Genomic DNA, 19,980 nt, shown 5'->3' with positions numbered 1-19,980 from the left:
AGAAAATCTTCCCCAATTAGGGCATGATATACTCAAATTGTTGCACAAGAGTTAATAAACACTGAGGAGAGAATGATAGGGTTGTTACCATAGCCGAAAGATGATGCCAAACATCGCCATTTAAGGCGTTCATAAATTATTTTGCTGTGGTTTAGCAAAATAGCAAACTATCCGTAAATACGGTTGTTAGAAATATTATGGAGTACAATGTATATCTGTTAGCTACCGATCCCAATAATCCGTGCCGCGACGTTATCCACTCGAGGGATACTGAATTGAAGATAAGGGTGTCTTGTTTAGACTCTGATACCTTTGTGGCTAATCCTAACGAGATACAGTTGTTTGGCTACGCCAATAAAAAGCTATACGCCTTTGAGACGATAGATATTGCGGCAGAAGATGCTTTAGACGTGGTTGGGGCGATACAGTGGTATGCAGATTATATCGAATACCCCGAAATGGAAATTTTGCCCGAGGACCCACGCCCCGGACAAAATATCGCTATGTAATTATACGTTAACCTTAGCCAGGTAGTCCATATTAATTTTCATGCTTGCAGATGGCGATCCTGCCGGATACTCTTCCTGCTCAACGAAATAATACTCTAAACCGGCAAGTTTAGCTTGTTTAAATAAACCGGCAATATCCAGCCCGCCATTACCAAACTCTACGCTGTTTTTACCCTTCATATCTTTTAGGTGCCATAATTTAAAACGGCCCGGATTAGCGGTAAAGTAATCTATCGGGTTTTTTCCCGCGGCTACAACCCAGCCCAGGTCCATTTCCATAGTAACCAATTCTGGGTCGGTGTTTACCAATAGTATGTCATAAAGTGTCTGACCTTGATCTTGTTTGAATTCAAAATCGTGGTTATGGTAGCCAAATTTTAAACCGGCAGCCGCACATTCTTCGCCCGCTTTGTTAAAACGTTCAGAAACTTTCTGATAGTTTTCTATCGTATCGCCAGAGAAAGGCAATGATGAACATACCAGGTAGTCCTGGCCGGACTCGGCAGCCTGCTCAATTGTTTTTTGCCAGTTTTCATCAATGCTGCAATGGCCGCTGCGCAATGTCATACCCAGATCTTTACAGGCTTGCTTCATTTGCTTGCCTGTTAAGCCGTAGTATAAACCCTTACCGCTTGCGGCAGATTCTACTTGTTTAATGCCCAGATTGGCAATCGTTTTCAATGTTGCATATGCATCTTTCAGCATCTCATCGCGGAAGGTATATAGTTGTATACCGGCGTCGCTGGTGGCTTTTTTAGCTGCTGCAAATGTAAAAGAAGGCAACAGTACCGATCCTACGGCCAGTGCCCCCATGTTTTTTAAGAAATCCCTACGTTTGTTCATGTGTGTATGTGTTGAGTTGTGTGTATACTCTGTTAATTGCTATCTAAAAATTTAATGTTATGTAGCTTAATAGGCGTACCGGTAAACACAAAGTATATATCGGTTATGCCCAGGTTTGGCGGCAAAATAGCCTTAACGTCGCCAGGGGTATAATAGCCGGTGTATTTAGCCAATAATGTGCCCTGCGGCGAGCCTGCATGCACTTCAATAGTACCGGCAACGTCTGTTTTGCTGTTTGATACGCCAAAGGCTATCTGTTTGATGTCCGTTAAATCTGTTGAACTGAAACGCAACCAGGCACCATCAGTTTTATTGGTAGCGACAGTACTGTCGCGGTTAAATGAAATTTCATGAAACTCGGTAGTCTTCGATACCGGCACGGTCGGCGCATGCAGTACCAGCGTTCGTTCGCCCGTTTGGGCCGGCAGCCCTTTGGCACCGCGATCGGTGTAAGCCGCACGCAGGATAAAGCTGCCGTCGGTATTTTTGTTGGTTGCCGGGATGCTGGTGGTGTAGGAGCCACTAACCGGTAATGATTTTACTGCAGCCTTAGGATAGGCTAAACTCAACACATATTTAACAATAGCTTTTACGTCGCCGTCTGCCAGCGCAGGGTGTGCAGGCATCATGGCATCGCCCCAGTTGCCCGAGCCGCCCGTAATAATTTTTTTAGCTAAACGGTCCGGCGCACCAGGATCGCCTTTATATTTTATGGCTACCTGCGTAAATGCGGGGCCCAATACTTTTTCGGTAACAGAGTGGCATGAACGACAATCATTTTTAGCGATCAATGCAATACCCGCAGCATTTTCTGCATTGGCATCAACCGCGCCTTGTTTAGAGGCAATGGCCGTCATATTATATCCCTCCGACAAATAATCGGCGCTTACCGATACGTGCGATGGCAAAATGCGTTTGTTGGCCAGGCTGCCGTCTTCCTTGTCGTTTACACTAACACTATACTGAATGGTTTTATCCGGGAAGAAAAAGCTGGAGTTACCCGCGGTTACATTAAATTTAACCACAGGAGGCTCATTGCCGGCATTAATTTGCACTGCTTTACTGTTTTTACCGCCATGTACGTCGGTAACGGTTAATAACGCTTTATAAATACCCGGCGTAATTAGTTGCACGGCTGGGTTTGCTTGCGCGATGACTTTGAAAGGCGCGCCGTTGCGGGTGATCTTCCATGAATAACTTAATTTATCGCCATCGGCATCTTTGGTGCCTTTTGATGATAATACAACCTTCAATGGTACAGCGCCGGCTGTTTTGTCTGCCGATGCTTGTACCTCTGGTTTACGGTTGCCACCATTATATTCTATGCGGATTAATTCTGCTTCGGGATTATCTTTGAAATAACCATTGCCGTATTCCAACACATATAAATCGCCGCTTGGGCCAAATTTCATATCAATTGGTCCGCGTAGTTTAAAGCCCGGCAGAAAGCGTTCCATGCCGGCGTAATTTCCCGCATCGTCGATAGATACCACGTTGATCCAGCCACGCACCCAATCGGTAACAAACCATTTACCTTCATAATAAGATGGGAACGGACGCGGAGCGCCTATAAAATCATCCGCATGAAAAAGTGGACCGCCAACGGCGCTGTCGCCACCACTTTCCAGCAATGGCCATTTGGTGCTTTGTTGTTTTGAATAATAAATGAAAGCCGGAGTAGCCGGAGGTAAATCTGTCAAACCGGTATTATTTGGCGAGGTGTTTTTGGGATGAGCGGCATCAAACCATTCGCCAGATTTTTTTGTGGCGAAATCATAATGATTATAAGCCAGGTTATCGGCCACAAAATATGGCCAGCCATAGTTACCCGGTTTTTTAGCCTGGTTAAATTCGTCGTATGATTGTGGTCCGCGGTTTTTAAAATCGTCCTCGCTGCCATCCGGTCCAACTTCGCCCCAATATAACCAGCCGGTTTTGCTGTCGATAGTTAAGCGCCAAGGATTACGATCGCCCATGGTGTAAATTTCGGGGCGGGTTTTAGCTGTACCCACAGGGAATAGATTTCCTTGCGGAATAGTATAAGTACCGTCTGCTTCCGGGTGTATTCTCAAAATTTTACCGCGCAGGTCATTGGTATTTGATGCGCCTTTTTGCGAATCTTCTGCCGACATACCCGGGCGCTCATCCAGCGGCGTAAATCCGTCAGATGCGCGAGAGAAGGTATTATCACCGGTGCTCAGGTATAAATTTTTGTTCTTGTCAAAAACCATCCCGCCACCAACGTGGCAGCACTCGTAGCGTTGTACAACCACATCCAACAGGTGTTTGCGCGTTGATTCATCCAGAGGGCCTTTGCCGTCCCATGTATAGCGTACTAAAGAGTTTTTTGGGTCATTGCCAGCAGGAGAGTAATAAATATAGATCCAGTGGTTTTTATAAAAGTCGGGATCAAGGATCACGCCTTGTAAACCATCTTCGGCCTCGCTTACCTCGCCGGTTTGGCTAACGTATTTAGTGCTTACGGCAAATTCATGAATGATGGAGGTTTTTTGCGTAGTTGGGTCGTATAGCTTCAATTTTCCTTTACGCTCGGCGTAAATAACTTTTCCGTCTTTGAGCACCTGGAATTGCATGGGTTCCTGCACATCTTGCGCCAGTACCACTTTGGTAAAACGGTTCTCGTCCGGCTTAATGGTTGATTGAGCCGAAGCATTTAAAAGGACGGTGGCTGTTAGTAAGCCTGTGAATAAAATACGTCTACGCATAATTTCGTTGTTAAGATAGCAATGAAAGCTGGTTTTTGTTGAGAATAAATCTGTTATCTCGCTGATTTTTTACAAAAGACTAAATTTGTTACACAAATCAGACAAATAACAGACAATAATTGGCAGGGGCAAACATATTCAAAAATCTGCGCATGCCGAAAGGCGGTGTATTTTTTACACTTAATAAACCCAAATAACGGTCAAATTTCATCCACCACGTCATCGCCACGCTCGTACCTCGCTCGCGATGACGTGGTGGATATGATTTTGCATTGAAACGCGGCTTATGCCTCTATGATTAAAAGATTTTCAATAAGTTTGAGCAAGCCTTTTGTAAACCAACCCAACGTCCCATGGTTAAAATAAAACATCGTCTTTTATTGAAGATGCTTTTGTTGTTGCCCGCTTGCCCGCTACTACTGCCGGGCCGGGTCTTTGCACAAGTTCCGCAAAATATCAACGCCACCTCAACCCTGGCCGACCCGGCCATGGAAAGCCATTTCAAAATACCGCCGCATAGCGCCCGGCCATGGGTGTTCTGGATGTGGTTGCGTGTTAATGTCGACGAAAAAGCGATAACGGCCGATCTGGAAGAGATGCATAAAAAAGGCATAGAAGGCGCAATACTTTACGAAAGCGGTACCGGCTACGAACCCGGCTCGATGACGGCCAATATGGTGTTGGAAGGCAAAAAATATGTGATTAAACCAAGTGCAGATCTGAAAGGCGCTTTCCAGGCCCCGCTGCCGGTCCCTTTATTAAACTCATGGGATAAACGCACCCGCGAACTATTCAGGTTCGCAGCCAAAGAAGCTAACCGCATCGGGATAAAATTTGTATTGAGCGTGGGCTTGGCTGGAACCTCCGGACCAATAGACCCGGAATATGGACAGCAGGCGCTGATCTGGTCGGAGAAGGATGTGGTTGGCGGCACAGCCGTTAATGAGCAATTGCCGGACCCATCGCAAACTGTTTTAGCGATGCATGAATCGGTTGCCAATTCATCTGCTGATTATAAAAAGAAATTAAGCCGCATGCCGGCTATAGCCAAAAGCGAATTTAAGCGTCATGAAATAGCGGTACTGGCAATACCGGATGAGGCGAATGTGCAAGCATCGCAAGTGATTAATATTTCTGATAAAATGGATGCCGACGGCAAACTGCAATGGAATGCCCCGGCCGGTAAATGGAAGATTATGCGTTTTGCGTATCGCCCAACAGGCAACCATGATGTGTGGGGATATTTTACCGATGGCATGAGCGCAGAAGCGCTAGACACCACCTGGCACACCACCATTGGCAAAATGCTGAAAGAAATGACGCCCGAAGAGCGCAAGGGCCTTTACGGGGTAGAGGATGATAGCTGGGAGGGGGGCGAAACCACCTGGACCAAATTGTTCGCTCAAAAATTTAAAGAACAACATCATTACGATTTGATAGCATGGCTGCCGGCTGTTGCGGGTATCACCCTGGGCGATACCACACAAACCGACGGCATCCGCCGGGACTATTACCGCACCATTGCCGACCTGATAGCCGCTAACCATTACGGCCACCTGCGCGAGCTGGCTAATCAAAACAGATTAGTCTGTTATTCGGAAGCGGCGGGACCAAACACATCGCAGTTAGACAACCTTAAAAACTCTAACGCGGTAGATATGGCTATGGGCGAATACTGGGTGCCTTCGGTGCACCGTGCTACGCCTGAGCGGCGGTTCCTGTTACGCAATACCGCAACGGCTAATCACGTCTATGGGAAAAAAGTAACAGCCTGCGAGGGCTTTACTTCCGTCGGCCCACACTGGGAAGAAAGCTTCTTTGACCTGAAAAACGTAGCCGACCAGGCTTTTTGCGATGGTTTGAATTTGAACGTGTTTCATAATTTCACCCAGTCGCTGCTGGTTGATGCCAAGCCCAACTATGTTTATTTTGCGGGGACGCATTATAGCCGCAATGTAACCTGGTGGGAGCAAACCCCGGCGTTTAATGCCTATATGGGCCGCTGCTCATACATGCTGCAGCAAGGTTTATTTGTTGCCGATGCCTTGTATTATATGGGCGATGGCATCGGCCATGGCGAGCAAATGAAATCAACTCCTGAACTACCGGCCCAAGGCTATGACCATGATAACTGTAACCTCGACGTGCTGCTACATCGCGTTAGCGTAAAAAACGGGCGACTGGTATTGCCTGATGGTATGAGTTATAAAATGTTGGTGTTACCTAATCAACCTAAAATGGCTTACACGGCTTTGCAAAAAATCGCCGGGTTGATAAACAGCGGAGCAATAGTGGTTGGTCCGCAGCCGGAGGGCTTGGCGGGATTGGTTTTAAATGTGGATAATAGTATAAAAGCTAAACAGATGATTAGCGAACTATGGTCGCCAAACGCAAAGCATCATGTCATTAGCAATCAAAGCCCGGCGCAAGTATTGAAGGATATTAAACTACTGCCCGATTTTGAATATACCGGACTAAGCACAACCGGCGAGATAGACTGGATTCACAGACGGGTAGCCGGTAACGATATCTACTTTGTCGCCAGCCGGTGGGATGCTAAAGAAAAGATCAATGCCACTTTTCGCGTCAGCGGCAAACAACCGGAGTTATGGGATGCGGTAACAGGTGAGATGCGCATCGCAAAAGCTTTTACCCAAAGCAACGGCCGGACTACAGTGCCATTGGCGTTTGAACCGCGCGGTTCGGTATTTGTAGTTTTCAGGAAACCAATAGCCGCTACTGCAAAAGGAACAACGCGGTCAAACTATGCAAGCTATATCACAAAAGCTACTTTAAAAGGCAGCTGGGAATTACACTTCGACCCCAAATGGGGCGGCCCGGCTAAAATCAAGATCGACTCGCTGATGGATTGGACCCGGTTTGACGATTATAACATCAAACATTATTCGGGCACGGCGATTTACAATAAAACATTTAATGTGGCTAAGGCCGATGTCGGCAAAAAATTATTGCTTGATTTAGGCGAAGTTCACGAAGAAGCTGTGGTAAAAGTAAATGGCATTGACTTGGGTGTGGTGTGGACCAAGCCGGCACGCATTGATATCAGTAAAGCCATTCATCCCGGCGAGAATAAGTTGGAAATAACCGTGGTGAACTTATGGCCCAACCGGCTGATCGGCGATGAACCGCTGCCGCAGGAAAAACGCTTTACGCAAACCAATATTCACAAGTTTAGTAAAGACACACCGTTGCTGCCCTCTGGCTTGATTGGGCCGGTAGAACTGGAAGAAGCAAAATAAGTTATTAAACTATGCGCTACCTTCTTAGGATAATTATTTCCGGTATTATTTTGATCGCTGTTTGCAACAATGTATCGGCGCAGCAAATGGAATTATCCAACAAAAATGCATCGCGCGAAGCGAAAGCGCTATACTCTTACATCCAGGCGATGTATGGGCATAAAATGCTGGCCGGGCAAATGACATCAAATTGGGGCAGTTTTGACGAATTAAAATATTTGAAAGACTCTACCGACAAACAACCGGCCATTCGCGGGCTTGATTTCATCGACAGCAATAAGAATGAGCGCGAGGTAAAGTTTGCCAAAAAATGGTGGCGCAAAGGCGGTATCCCAACCATCATGTGGCATTGGGGGGCCCCGGCTATTGGCAGTGGTTATGAAAACACCAAGAAGGAAGTCGATATAGACAAGGTGTTCCAATACGGTACGCCAGAGAATATTGCGTTTTGGAAAGAGCTGGATGAAAAAGCGAAGCTCCTTGAAAAATTAAAGCGCCGTCATATCCCGGTTTTGTGGCGTCCCTTTCATGAATTGAATGGTAGCTGGTTTTGGTGGGGCAAAAAAGGGCCGGCGCAGTTTAAGCGGCTTTGGATAACCATGTACAATTACTATGTGCACGAAAAACATCTCGATAATTTGATCTGGGTTTTATGCTACGCCGATAAGCCCGACAGCGCCTGGTACCCCGGCAGGCAATATGTTGATATAGCCGGTGCCGATACGTACCAGACTGAAGATAAAGTGCCGCGACTGGCTATGTATGATGGTGTGAGGTCTATTGTTGGGGATACGCTGCCTATAGCCATGCACGAATGCGGCATTCCGCCCGATCCGGAGAAGTCATTTGCCGAGGGTGTTAAATGGTCATGGTTTATGGAATGGCACACCAACTTCCTGACTAAAGTACCTGTGCAACAGCTGCGCGCTGTTTACAACAGCGATCTGGTTATTACGCTGGATAAAGTGCCCGATATCATGAAAGTATACGGCGGAGCCAGGCCTACTCTCTGGCGACGAGTACGAAACTTCTTCGACACGTTGTCTATTAAACGGCCATTTCACCTAACAGGCCCACGTAAAACCTCTTATCTGCCGGGCCAATAAAAGTCCTAAAGTTGTATATATAAGTCAGGGTAGTGCTAAAATTTGTTAATACATTAGTACTTATACCAATTATACTTCCTGATGAAACTTATTAAACCGCTTGGTTGGTTGGCGATGCTATTTGTTGTGCAGCCGCTGATGGCTCAAAATGTAAATGTTAAATCGCCGGATGGAAATATCAGGTTCGAGCTGTCGCTGACCAAAGAGAAACCGATCTATCGCGTTAGCTACAAAGGTAAATCAATTATCAACAACTCCGGCCTGGGCCTGTCTTTTAAAGACAGTGGAAATTTTGTATCGAACTTAAAAATGCTGAAGCCCATTTATAAAAATGGTGTGGAGCAATATGATTTGGTGGTAGGTAAAACCAAACACGTAAACAACAGCTATCGGGAGGCTATTATTCCTTTGGTTGAAAGCAATAGTCTGCAAAGAAGCATTAATATTGTTGTTAGGGTTTTTAATGATGGTGTTGCTTTCAGATATGATTTTCCGCAGCAAAAAAATTGGGCGGCCTATACTTTGACAAACGAGAACAGCGAGTTTAACGTAGCAGGTGATCCGCAGCTGCGGATTTTGTCATTCAAAAACTATGATAACGCGCATGAAGGACTTTATGAGAAAATGCCGTTAAGCGCATTAAAAGACGATGCGCTGGTGGATATGCCTGCATTGTTTGAATTTCCCAATAAAGTATATATGGCTATTACCGAAGCGAGCCTACGCAATTACGCCGGAATGTACCTGGGGAAGCACAACGGCGGATTGATCAGCAAGCTATCCCCGCTGCCGGGACAAACGGAAATAAAAGTAAAAGCTATCATTCCGCATCATACCCCCTGGAGGGTAATGATGATCAGCGACCGGGTTGGTGCATTGATCGAGTCGAACATCCTGACCGATTTGAACGAGGCATCTAAGATCAAAGATGTGTCCTGGATTAAACCAGGTAAAACCTCATTCCACTGGTGGAACGGCGACGTAATGCCCGACACCTCGTTTATGCCGGGTGTGAACTTTGAGTTCAATAAATATTACATCGATTTCTGCGCGCGCAATCATATCGAATACCATTCGGTAATTGGGTATGGCGGCTTCGCCTGGTACAGCAATAATTGGCCAGGCTATGGTTCGCCGGGTACCTATTCAGATGTAACTAAGCCCGTTGGTTCGCTGGATATGCAGAAGGTATGCGATTATGCCAAATCCAAAGGGGTAGGAGTTCACGTTTGGATACATTGGCAAGCGCTTTATCCGCAACTTGAAGCCGCCTTTACCCAGTTTGAGAAATGGGGGATCAAAGGTATGATGGTCGACTTTCTGAATCGCGACGACCAGGAGATGGTAAAGATTCAAGAGGATATTTTGGAGCACGCGGCTGCGCACCATTTGTTTATTCAATTTCATGGGGCATACAAACCCACAGGAATGAGCCGGACCTACCCTAACGAATTTACCCGCGAAGGCACGTACAACTACGAAAACAACAAGTGGCGCGCCGAGGGTCTTCCTCCCGAACATGATCTGGATATTGCGTTTACCCGTTTACTGGCCGGCCCAACAGATTATCATTTAGGAGGGTTCAGAGCCGTACCTCCCGCCGAGTTTAAAACACATTTTATTCGCCCTGAGATGATTGGTACGCGCTGCCACATGCTGGCTATGTATGTGGTGATGGAAAGTTATCTGCACATGGTGGCCGATTATCCTGAAGCCTATGAGGGCCAACCTGGATTTGACTTTGTAAAAGCCGTCCCCACAGTTTGGGATGAAACCAAGGTATTAAATGCCGAACCTGGCGGGTTTTTAACCATTGCCCGTAAGCACGGCGACGACTGGTACGTAGGTACAATTAATAACAGCAGGCAGCGGACACTGAAAATATCGTTTGATTTTTTACCGCCAGGCAATTACCAGGCCGAGTTATACCAGGACGCCGCAGATGACTATAGAAACCCCAATCATCTGACCAAGATTATCAAAACAGTTAGTAATAAAGATGTGATAGATGTGCCCATTGCTGCCGGTGGAGGGCAGGCTATGCGAATATTGAAACAATAAAATAAATAAACCGTACAAAATTATGTATAATAGCTTTGCTGTTGCTACCCGGACCGGCAAACTGATAATACATGACTGTGCGAAAAGATACCCCGGACGATAAATTTAACCTCGGATTGTTTTTTGACCTCTCCGCCGACTGGCTATGTATAGCCGGGTTTGATGGCTATTTCAAAAAAATAAATCCTGCTGTTTGCAATCTTTTAGGATATACAGAAGAGGAGCTATTTTCAAGGCCCATCAATGATTTTGTTTACCTGGAAGACAAAACCAATACAGCTGCCGGCCGCCACAATCTTACGGCAAAGAACATCCCCCTATTGCATTTTGAAAACCGTTATGTAACCAAAACCGGCGAGATAATATGGTTGTCATGGACCTCGGTACCTGTTGATAGCGAGCAGTTGGTATACGCCATTGCCAAAAACATTACGCACAAGAAAAAACTGGAGGAAGAACGCAATCAAATTATCAAGAACCTGACAGGTATTAATGACGACTTAAAGCAGCTTAATTATACCACCTCGCATGATCTGCGTGCGCCGGTAACTAATCTGCTGTCGGTTTTTAGTTTGCTTGACGATATTAAACAAGAAAACAGCGAAACGCTTGAACTAATTAACCTGCTGAAAGCCGCCACACAAAACCTGAAGCACACGCTGGATAAATATGTAGACGCGCTGACAGAGAAAGCGACGCCAAATGTGTCGTTAGAGAAAGTGGACCTTAATAAAACACTGGATACCGTTTTAAATTCACTCCGATCATTAATTGCAGGATCGCGCACGGTTATTGTGGTGGATTTTAGGGAGTTGAGCCAGATCTGGTTCAATGAGGCATATCTGCAAAGTATATTTCTAAACCTCATCACCAACTCCATTAAATATGCCAGGCCCGGCGAGGCGCCTCACATAACCATATCCACACAACTGGTGGACGGTGTTGACCGGCTAACATTTGCAGACAAGGGGATAGGCTTTGATATGGAGAAAGTGAAGGATAAAATCTTTGGCTTTCATCAAAAATTTCATGATAACACAGATAGTAAAGGCATTGGCCTGTACCTTATTTATAACCACATTACCAGTCTTGGCGGCAGTATTTCGGTAAAAAGCGAGGTTAATGAGGGGGTGGAATATAGTATTTTGTTTAAGCGGCAAGAAGAATATGGGCAAAGAAATTAAAATACCTATTACTGAAGCTGGAGCGCAGGTGTTCGACGCCACGAACAAGGTTTTGGATTCACAATTTAAACACTTACAGACTCTGAAAATCAGATTAGAACAATTTGAAGTATTAAATAAAGTCTTACCAGGAGGTGTTGACAATGCACTTTTTGATGAGGTAAAGACAATGTTGGAGTATAATGCCTTATTGTACATTTCTATGTTAGACTTAGCTATTGTTGCAAAGCAACTATACCTTGTTAGTTCTGAATGGGAATTATTGTTTTACGCAAAGCACGGCTATGCTATAATATTTGAAACCTTTGAATCATATAAAAAAGTCAACTCAAAGTTTAATAAGTACGTAAAAGAAAACGCTGCGAGCTTAGAATTGGAATATGTTCAAATAGCTAAAGAAATGAAGGTATTTCGAAAAGACTTTCAGGTGGATACAGCGTTTTCTAATATTAGAAACCAAGTCGCGGCACATATAGATAGTTTCGATGTTTATTATAAGACTATAACTAGTATAAAAGTAGAAGAGTCGATCTCTGCAATAACTAAATTTTTGACGTTACTAAGTAAGCTACAAAGTTTCTCCGCAAAATTGGTAGGTGCTTTACAAGCTAAGACGGCGGTTATAAACAAAGAAACTAAGGTTAAAATAGAAGATTTAGGTAAAGATATCGAAGCAAAATTAAAGAAGGTATTGTCGCAATTGGAGAAAGAAAGAAACAAGTAATAGATCATTCATATCAGAGAAAAAGCGGCGATAAAACAAATGTTAGCATCTATCCTGATAATATCAATCAAACCTAGAGTATAATATAAGCTGATTTACAGTGGGTTATATATTATTTCATTTTTATTTTGAACAATTGTGTCATACTTCTATATTTGCAGTCCCAAAACGAGGGAGTTTAGCTCAGCTGGTTCAGAGCATCTGCCTTACAAGCAGAGGGTCACTGGTTCGAACCCAGTAACTCCCACTATAGACAAAAAGCCTTTAGATTAAGTTCTAGGGGCTTTTTTGTTTATATTAATTATGTATTTTATTTATATAATCTACTCCAATGCTAGAAGCAAGTATTATGTTGGCTCTTGTCAAAGTGTGACAGAGCGTATAAAAAAACACAATACTAATCATTCTGGATTTATAGGAAAAACGGGAGATTGGGAATTAAAATATACAGAAGAGTGTTCCGATAAATCTGCCGCGTTAAAGCTAGAAAAACAAATAAAAAACTGGAAAAGCCGAAAAATGATTGAGCAATTAATAGCATCAAAATGACTGGTTCTGCGCATCCCGATTTATAATCGGGAGGGTCACTGGTTCGAACCCAGTAACTCCCACAGAAAGCCTTTCGGAAATGAAAGGCTTTCTTTTATGTGTAAAATTTTAAGGGTTTGTTGCAAATGGAATATTACCTACATTTAATCAACCAATAACCTTTATGATGAACCAAAAATTATCCCGCGTTATAATAGTGTGCTTGCTTTTTTCGGCAACCGCCTTTGCGCAATCAAAAAAGAAAACAACAAAAACTGAATATCTTGGCACCTGGAAACTGGTTTCGTCAAAAGTTACTTACCCCGATGGTCAAATCTTTGTTGGCGACAGCTCCAACATATTACAACGGAAAATAATTACTCCCAATAACTTCGTTATCATTATTGAAAGAAAGATCCCGAGCCTAGATAACAAGAGACGAGCAACCTCTGTTGCTGGTGGCCACTACACGTTGGTTAATGGCAATTATGAGGAGGTGACGGAGTATGCGTCTTGGAAAGGATTTGAAAACGTAAAAATAAACGGCCAAATAATGATGGAGCACGGTAAGCTCCACGCTGTAGCCAATCTAACCGGGTTAAATGGTCCGGGAGTAAGTATTTATGATGAGTGGTATGTTAGGGAGGATTAAGACAACTACGGGGTAAGAATAAAATACCAACAGAAAGCCTTATATTTAGTCGACCAATAAAAATTTAATCAACCAATAACCTTTACCATGAACCAAAAATTATCCCGCGCTATAATAGTGTGCTTGCTTTTTTCGGCAACCGCCTTTGCGCAATCAAAAAAGAAAACAACAACTGCAGACCACATTGGCACCTGGAGACTCTTATCCCAAAAGGTTACCTATCCTAATGGCCAGATCTCTATCGGAGACAGCAGCAATGTATTCCAACATAAAATACTGACTCCCAAAACTTTTGTGGTGGTTATCGAAAAGAAGATACCGGCCTATGATAACAAGAAGTTATGCGTTTCTGTAGCAGGCGGGCACTACACACTTGTTGACGGAAACTATGAGGAGTTGACAGAATACGCCGCCTTTAAGGGCTTTGAAACCATGCAGGTTAAATATAAATTAACGATGGAGAATGGTAAATTGCATACCGTTGGCACGCTTGGTAGCTCGAACGGCGAATCGACTATATATGATGAGGTTTATGTGAGGGAGGATTAGATCAGAATTATTTTGATTAGCCTGATTGTTTACTAACGAACGAGGCACGAGTTAGCTACGCCCATATACCACGCCGCATACTCGCGCTAGCGGAGTCAAGTACTCAAAAAATCAAAGTGATCTTGACGAAGCAAGCGATCTTGTAAGCCTTTGTGTTCAGTTAAGATAAAAGAATGTATTATTAGTCTAAAAGAATTGTTGATATCGGGCCCTGTAAACTAAGACCTACCTTTGATTCTTTTAAGAAAGTCCTTAATTTACGATACTACAATGACAGGTCTAACCTACATCAATACGAAAAGCAATATCCCCCGGTTCACTGCAGATGTCTACCTAAGACATGCTAGAGGATTCGCTTATGAAACTGATACTCATTTCATTCATACTTTCGGGAGAAATACAGGATTCAATATTATTTCTATAGGTCTCACCGCTCTTCAGGCAAAAGAAGGGACATTGAAAGAATGGGTTGAAAACACCTTTGGTGCTATAGATATTAAGCCGTTAAATCTAAAAATAGGCAATGTAGTAAAAAGTGTTTGGAGACCAACACTATACCATTACGAAGACACGTTTCAGGCCTTAGATTGTAACGAAACAGATATGAGACTCGCAGAACAATCACTGAGACTGTTGATTGGAAAACTTGACGAACTCTTTCTATATATTGAACCCGATGCTGCATGCATAAATACTTTTAGCCACAAAACACGTGAACTTTTGATACTGGCATGTGCCGAAGTTGAGAATAGTTGGACTGCGTATATGGATTTGGCAAACGCTACCCCTGTTAATAGAAAAAGCTTTACAACTAAGGACTATGTCAAATTATGCGATAAATTGCATTTAAGGGATTATCAATTTACTCTTAAGTCCTATAAATCTTTGGGTCCTTTTAGACCTTTTAACAATTGGCAAGCAAATAATCCTTCTACGTCACTTGATTGGTACGATGCTTACAATAAAACAAAACACGATCGATCAAAGTTTTTTTCGACAGCCACGTTAAACCATTGTATAAGTGCCGTTGTCGCTACACTCGTCATGCATTGCGTAAGGTTTAGCCCCATACCCATGTTTGAGGATAAGAACATGTTTTCCGCGTTAATTACCCAACACTTCCAAGGGGAATTGATTGACACCAAACCTGAAACGTTTTATCTTCATGAAGTTAAAATCCCAGCCAACACGCGCAAGGATTTGTTTCTTTTTAACCCACGAGAACAAGGGTGGACACAGCCATTTAAACAAGAGCCTTTAACACTGTAGACTTTCTGGTGCAATCAATAAGATACCAGTCAAAAATCAACTAGGCTGCTCTTCAGCATTTAGGGCTTCTACACAGGCAAGAGTACTCCACCGTTAATTTGCAAACAATAAACAGCCCGGCAGCAACAACACGTGAACAAAAAATGACCGATAAGTCATTTTTTGTGTTTCATTTTGTTTCACGATATATTAATAAAAGACAGTAATTCACTGAGTTATGCTAAATAGTGTTTCACTTGTTTCACATATCACACATTCATGTGAAACAGTGGCATCTCATTTTGCTACATCACTTCACCGGCACAATCACCACATCCTTTGCCCGGCTAACCGGCAGCACCACTAAATGCGATAGCTTGCCGTTTTCTACATGCCCTGCAACAGTCGTATTACCGGGTGCATGGAGTTTAAAATCGGCGGTCCAGTCGGCGGGCCAGGCAGGGGTTAGTTGGATGCGTTTGCCGTCGCATTGCATCAGCATGTTTTGCAGGGTGATCATGCCCGAGCCGCCATTGTCCAGATCGGGGATATAATCATGATCGGCGCGCCAGAACCAGCGGAATTGTTGCTCGCCGTAATTCGTAAACTCGGCAATTGCTGCTTTTTTTGCTACGCCGGTAAGTCCAAGAATAGAAGCCTGGGTACCATCTTGTCCCCAGCAGGTATTCTGCGGGAAGAGCCGGGCATCAAATGTTCTGAGCGCCAGGTCAAGATTTGGTTTCCCAACCCCGTAGATCCGGTATGGAAAAGCGACGTATAGCTCCGGGTTTTCGCTATTTTCTGTTTTACCGTATTTGGCTGCCGGCAAGATAATGTCCAGGCCATCGGCACTGCCCTCTCCCAAAGCGGGTGATTTGCCTTTGGCTGTTTTGCCCATTGGCAGTGGCGGCAAATCGCGTAATACACGCAACCAGCTCTCGCGCTGTTGCGGCGTGGTCATATCATGCGATAACGCCAACAAACGCGGAATGTCGCTCATCAAACCCGCAATATCCGGCGTTGGGTTGGCTGCGGTAAGCTGGTAGGTTTCCAGCGACTGCATGGGCGACATATAGATCTTACCATTGGTATCCCTCGGCCAATGTTTATCATAATAAGCGATAATGGCATCGGCAAAAGGCACTATCGAGTTTCGGGCGAAAGCTTTATCGCCATAATAATCGTATTGGTCCAGCATCTCGGCAATTACCTCGAGGGTGCCCTGTACGTGGTAGCGCTGCCAGCGGCTGTCTATATCATTGGTTGGGTTGTTGGTGCCAAAATCCTCCATCCTTGGCATGCCCCAAAACTCCATGGTTTCGGGGTAGCTTGCACCGTCATGGTGATAATAGACCGCGTTGCGTGCTTTGGCAAAATCCAGGCGCTTTAAATACATACCAAACCAGGGTTTGAGCAGGTCGTTATCGCCGGTCATTACCAGCGGCCAGTATAACAGGCGGTTGTTTTGGTTCCAGTAACTTTCGCCCCATTCGCGGAAATCGGGGTCGTGGTTCTTTCCGTTTTGTTTCCTGCTTTCAACCAGATCATGCCCTACGGTAAACAACCCGCCATTAAACTTAACCGCCGACTCGCCGCGCGACGATGCCGCCAGCATATAACGCTGCATGGCATAACCTTGCGATACTTTTTGCGCATCGTCGGTACCGCTTACATGGATCCAGCTGCGGTTCCAGAAATCGGACCACCATTTTGTATGGGCCTGGCGCAGTTTGTTGATATCATTTGCGGCAAGCGTGGTTGCCAGTGTATTTATTTTATCGTTCCAATTGGCGGGGGAGGCGGATTTAGTATCAGTCAGCGCTACGATATCAAGGCGTAACTTCTTCCCCACTTTCGCTGATTGTAAGGTGCGATCATCCTGTTTAACCAATCCGGGGCCGGTTAACAACGCACCAAAACAACGCTGATATAGCGGATCGGAATATTTGCCGTTTAAGCTTTCCAAATGCTGCTGTTTGAGGATATATGGATAAAAACTATCAGCATTATAATGGCACCAGGCCAGGCGGTTGCTGCTGATGGGAAATACGAAATCGGGCTTTAGCTTTGGCTGACGCTCGCCACTCATGATGGTTGGAAAGTCGGGATCTGTTGCCGAGGATACTGTGGCGTTCACTTCGCGCCATGTTTCAAGGCCCGCATTCAAGGTGCCGGCGCTGGCCAGCTCTGCCTCTACATGGATTTCCGGATGATTGGCATCCACCCAAACTAATACTTTATTCGCTCCCCGCTTAATTTCAAGCATCCCACTCTCCAGGCGCAGCACTTGCGAAAAGCCAACGGTATCTGCAAATGGATTGGGCGTTAATTTGATACGAACGCGACCAATCTTAAGCAAACTTGCGGTTTCTGCCCATGCATCTGATTTAGCAATAAGCACTACAATATCGCCGTTTTTTTCGGTCCACACGTTTGCTGCAATATCGCCGTTACCCAAAGGCATCGAGCTGTTTTCATCATTACCCAGCGTATGCCATTTGACATTGTTTGATGCGGCTAAACTGTTAGCCAATGGTTGTTTTACCTGGGCAATAGCGCTGCTTTGCTCAAATAAAAACACACTCAATAATAAGGGTAAAAATCGACGGTTCATGGTATAATTGGTTTACAGGCTATGAAATTAAGTAAACCTAATTAATATTTGACAAATCTATCCAATTTTTTGCAATCGATTGCCAAGCGAGTTTTCCGGCTTTAACAAAAAAAAGAAATTACCTATCTTGCAGCATACCAATAATGAATCCATGAAACGTTTTTTATCATCGCTTTTAATTATATCTCTTTTTGTAAGTTACCGCACTGCCGTTGCACAAGTTGCTCAATTACCAACGCCGTGGACAGAAGCCGCCAGTAAAGCCGAAGTTCCATGGTCAGAATATCCGCGGCCGCAAGAGCAGCGCGAGGAGTGGTTATGCCTTAACGGTAAATGGGATTATCGTGGTGGTAAAGATGCTCCCGATGCGCTTCACCCGCAGGCAGCAGCCTCATTCGATGGTGTTAAAGAAAAAATATTGGTGCCGTATTGCCCGGAGTCTTACCTGTCGGGCATTCAGCGCAAGCAGGAGATCAACATGTGGTATCGCCGGGCTTTTGATTTGCCGGCTACCTGGAAAGGCAAGCATGTCATTCTGAATTTCGGCGCGGTAGATCATGACGCCACTGTATTTGTAAACGGCAAAAAGGTTGGCACACATGCAGGTGGGTACGATTCTTTTAGTTTTGATATCACGGCCTTTTTATCAAAAGGAACAAATATGTTGATCGTTGCCGCCAATGATCCAAATAATGGTAAAGTGCCTTCAGGCAAAAGTGGCCCGCGTGGCGACTATACCTTTTCATCGGGCATTTGGCAAACCGTATGGCTGGAGCCGGTAAGCGCTAACTATATCAAAAGTATCCGCTTACTGCCAGATGTAGATGGCAAGCGATTAAGAGTATTGATCAATAGCAACAGCACAGGCAAGGTTGCGGCGGTGGCGCTGGATGGTAAAAATATTGTTGCTGAAATAAAAGCGACAGCGGGTTCTTCATTTGAGATTCCGATTGATAAGCCTGAACTATGGTCGCCGGAGCATCCTTTTTTGTATGATTTGAAACTAACACTTTATAATGCCGACGGTAGCGTTGCCGATGAGGTGAAGAGCTATTTTGGTATGCGCGATATTAAACTGGGTAAACTCAATGGGGTTATGCGTCCGTTGGTGAACGGCAAATTTATCATGCAACTGGGTTTGTTGGATCAGGGTTACTGGCCGGATGGTGTGTTAACGGCCCCAACTGAGGGCGCGATGAAGTTTGACATGGAGGCCGCTAAAAAGGCAGGGTTTAACCTTATCCGCAAACACATGAAGACCGAGCCGCAACGTTTTTATTACTGGGCAGATAAGATGGGGCTATTTGTTTGGCAGGATATGCCGGCGATCTGGTATCAGAACGAAGACACCACGGTAAACCGCGGCGTATACCGGAAGGAATTAAAGGCTATTATGGATGATCATTATAACTCGCCATCTATCATCACCTGGGTGCCCTTTAACGAAAACTGGGGCGCATTCGATGTCAAGAACATCACCAGTTGGGTTAAACAATATGATCCGTCGCGCTTAGTAAATGGTAATTCGGGTTTCAATAATAATCCCGACTATCAAAAACCATACGGCGACCCGGGCAATGGCGATTATGTCGATACCCATATTTACGTGGGCCCATTTGGCGCTTCAAAACCCGATGAGCATCGGGCAGCTTCGTTAGGCGAGTTTGGCGGGGTTGGCCTTTACACCATCGGCCATATGTGGCCGGTAGAAAATAATGCTTACGATTACGCACCGACAAAAGCCGCGCTTACAGACCGGTACGTGTTTTTACTGGAAAGGGTCGATCAGTTGATGAAATACAAAGGGCTGAGTGTAGCTATTTATACCCAGACCACCGATGTTGAGCATGAAGTTAATGGTGTATTGACTTATGACCGCGCCGTGGAGAAAATGCAGTTGGACAGGGTTAAAGAGATTAACGAAGCCGTGATCAAAGAAAGTTATAAACTAAATAACGAGCATAAATAACAGCGGT

At 44.7% G+C, this 19,980-nt stretch carries 14 protein-coding genes and 1 tRNA gene; 12 read left to right on the top strand and 3 right to left on the bottom strand.

Annotated features, from left to right (window positions below; genetic code table 11):
• The first annotated feature begins 197 nt into the window (after positions 1-197).
• Entirely contained in the window at positions 198-509 is a 312-nt protein-coding gene (locus tag HB679_RS18625; RefSeq protein WP_214073526.1) for a hypothetical protein, read from the top strand.
• Here the strand turns inward: HB679_RS18625 and HB679_RS18620 are convergent, their stop codons facing one another.
• Together HB679_RS18620 and HB679_RS18615 are read right to left on the bottom strand one after the other, a co-directional pair.
• Positions 510-1,352: a TIM barrel protein gene (locus HB679_RS18620; RefSeq protein WP_214073525.1), complete on the bottom strand. Its 843-nt coding sequence runs from the start codon at positions 1,350-1,352 to the stop codon at positions 510-512.
• A gap of 32 nt (positions 1,353-1,384) precedes the next feature.
• A complete protein-coding gene (locus HB679_RS18615; RefSeq protein WP_214073524.1) occupies positions 1,385-4,078 on the bottom strand; it encodes a PQQ-dependent sugar dehydrogenase in 2,694 nt (897 codons plus the stop codon).
• A 353-nt stretch (positions 4,079-4,431) separates the two neighbouring features.
• Between HB679_RS18615 and HB679_RS18610 the strand changes: the two genes are divergently transcribed.
• The 10 genes from HB679_RS18610 (at position 4,432) to HB679_RS18565 (ending at position 15,411) form a co-directional block, all read left to right on the top strand.
• Positions 4,432-7,338 (top strand): glycosyl hydrolase, encoded by a 2,907-nt coding sequence (locus tag HB679_RS18610; RefSeq protein ID WP_214073523.1) that lies wholly within the window; start codon positions 4,432-4,434, stop codon positions 7,336-7,338.
• A gap of 11 nt (positions 7,339-7,349) precedes the next feature.
• Positions 7,350-8,444 carry a glycosyl hydrolase gene (locus HB679_RS18605; protein ID WP_214073522.1) on the top strand — a complete coding sequence of 365 codons (1,095 nt, stop codon included), beginning with the start codon at positions 7,350-7,352 and terminating at the stop codon, positions 8,442-8,444.
• A gap of 81 nt (positions 8,445-8,525) precedes the next feature.
• Positions 8,526-10,505, top strand: a complete 1,980-nt coding sequence (locus HB679_RS18600; protein ID WP_214073521.1) for a glycoside hydrolase family 97 protein — start codon at positions 8,526-8,528, stop codon at positions 10,503-10,505.
• A gap of 71 nt (positions 10,506-10,576) precedes the next feature.
• The gene (locus HB679_RS18595) at positions 10,577-11,689 is read left to right on the top strand and encodes a PAS domain-containing sensor histidine kinase (RefSeq protein ID WP_214073520.1); all 1,113 of its coding nucleotides are present in this window, start codon (positions 10,577-10,579) and stop codon (positions 11,687-11,689) included.
• Positions 11,673-12,413, top strand: coding sequence for a hypothetical protein (locus HB679_RS18590; RefSeq protein WP_214073519.1), 741 nt, complete (start codon positions 11,673-11,675; stop codon positions 12,411-12,413). Before HB679_RS18595 ends, HB679_RS18590 begins: the two co-directional genes overlap by 17 nt.
• A 172-nt stretch (positions 12,414-12,585) precedes the next feature.
• Positions 12,586-12,660, top strand: a tRNA-Val gene (locus tag HB679_RS18585).
• 56 nt (positions 12,661-12,716) lie between these two features.
• Complete coding sequence (locus HB679_RS18580; RefSeq protein WP_214073518.1) at positions 12,717-12,962, top strand: GIY-YIG nuclease family protein; 246 nt, start codon at positions 12,717-12,719, stop codon at positions 12,960-12,962.
• 163 nt (positions 12,963-13,125) lie between these two features.
• On the top strand, positions 13,126-13,593 hold the full coding sequence (locus HB679_RS18575; RefSeq protein ID WP_214073517.1) for a hypothetical protein: 468 nt from the start codon (positions 13,126-13,128) through the stop codon (positions 13,591-13,593).
• Between the two features lie 87 nt (positions 13,594-13,680).
• On the top strand, positions 13,681-14,142 hold the full coding sequence (locus HB679_RS18570; RefSeq protein ID WP_214073516.1) for a hypothetical protein: 462 nt from the start codon (positions 13,681-13,683) through the stop codon (positions 14,140-14,142).
• Positions 14,143-14,412: 270 nt separating this feature from the next.
• Positions 14,413-15,411, top strand: a complete 999-nt coding sequence (locus HB679_RS18565; protein ID WP_214073515.1) for a hypothetical protein — start codon at positions 14,413-14,415, stop codon at positions 15,409-15,411.
• Positions 15,412-15,700: 289 nt separating this feature from the next.
• On the opposite strand, the gene HB679_RS18560 is transcribed toward HB679_RS18565, so the two are convergent.
• Positions 15,701-18,004 (bottom strand): DUF5703 domain-containing protein, encoded by a 2,304-nt coding sequence (locus HB679_RS18560; RefSeq protein ID WP_214073514.1) that lies wholly within the window; start codon positions 18,002-18,004, stop codon positions 15,701-15,703.
• A 151-nt stretch (positions 18,005-18,155) separates the two neighbouring features.
• On the opposite strand from HB679_RS18560, the gene HB679_RS18555 reads away from it, so the two are divergent.
• Positions 18,156-19,973: a sugar-binding domain-containing protein gene (locus tag HB679_RS18555; protein WP_214073513.1), complete on the top strand. Its 1,818-nt coding sequence runs from the start codon at positions 18,156-18,158 to the stop codon at positions 19,971-19,973.
• The last annotated feature ends 7 nt before the right edge of the window (positions 19,974-19,980 follow it).

The sequence above is a fragment of the Mucilaginibacter sp. dw_454 genome (assembly GCF_018449775.1).
GTDB lineage: Bacteria > Bacteroidota > Bacteroidia > Sphingobacteriales > Sphingobacteriaceae > Mucilaginibacter.
The sequence above is the reverse complement of the archived record's forward strand: the minus strand, read 5'-3'. Positions and strand labels throughout refer to the sequence as shown.

Excerpts from the sequence above, each read along its gene's own strand:
- HB679_RS18625 (WP_214073526.1), top strand. The coding sequence starts at position 198 with ATGGAGTACAATGTATATCTGTTAGCTACCGATCCCAATAATCCGTGC.
- HB679_RS18620 (WP_214073525.1), bottom strand. The coding sequence starts at position 1,352 with ATGAACAAACGTAGGGATTTCTTAAAAAACATGGGGGCACTGGCCGTA.
- HB679_RS18615 (WP_214073524.1), bottom strand. The coding sequence starts at position 4,078 with ATGCGTAGACGTATTTTATTCACAGGCTTACTAACAGCCACCGTCCTT.
- HB679_RS18610 (WP_214073523.1), top strand. The coding sequence starts at position 4,432 with ATGGTTAAAATAAAACATCGTCTTTTATTGAAGATGCTTTTGTTGTTG.
- HB679_RS18605 (WP_214073522.1), top strand. The coding sequence starts at position 7,350 with ATGCGCTACCTTCTTAGGATAATTATTTCCGGTATTATTTTGATCGCT.
- HB679_RS18600 (WP_214073521.1), top strand. The coding sequence starts at position 8,526 with ATGAAACTTATTAAACCGCTTGGTTGGTTGGCGATGCTATTTGTTGTG.
- HB679_RS18595 (WP_214073520.1), top strand. The coding sequence starts at position 10,577 with ATGACTGTGCGAAAAGATACCCCGGACGATAAATTTAACCTCGGATTG.
- HB679_RS18590 (WP_214073519.1), top strand. The coding sequence starts at position 11,673 with ATGGGCAAAGAAATTAAAATACCTATTACTGAAGCTGGAGCGCAGGTG.
- HB679_RS18580 (WP_214073518.1), top strand. The coding sequence starts at position 12,717 with ATGTATTTTATTTATATAATCTACTCCAATGCTAGAAGCAAGTATTAT.
- HB679_RS18575 (WP_214073517.1), top strand. The coding sequence starts at position 13,126 with ATGATGAACCAAAAATTATCCCGCGTTATAATAGTGTGCTTGCTTTTT.
- HB679_RS18570 (WP_214073516.1), top strand. The coding sequence starts at position 13,681 with ATGAACCAAAAATTATCCCGCGCTATAATAGTGTGCTTGCTTTTTTCG.
- HB679_RS18565 (WP_214073515.1), top strand. The coding sequence starts at position 14,413 with ATGACAGGTCTAACCTACATCAATACGAAAAGCAATATCCCCCGGTTC.
- HB679_RS18560 (WP_214073514.1), bottom strand. The coding sequence starts at position 18,004 with ATGAACCGTCGATTTTTACCCTTATTATTGAGTGTGTTTTTATTTGAG.
- HB679_RS18555 (WP_214073513.1), top strand. The coding sequence starts at position 18,156 with ATGAAACGTTTTTTATCATCGCTTTTAATTATATCTCTTTTTGTAAGT.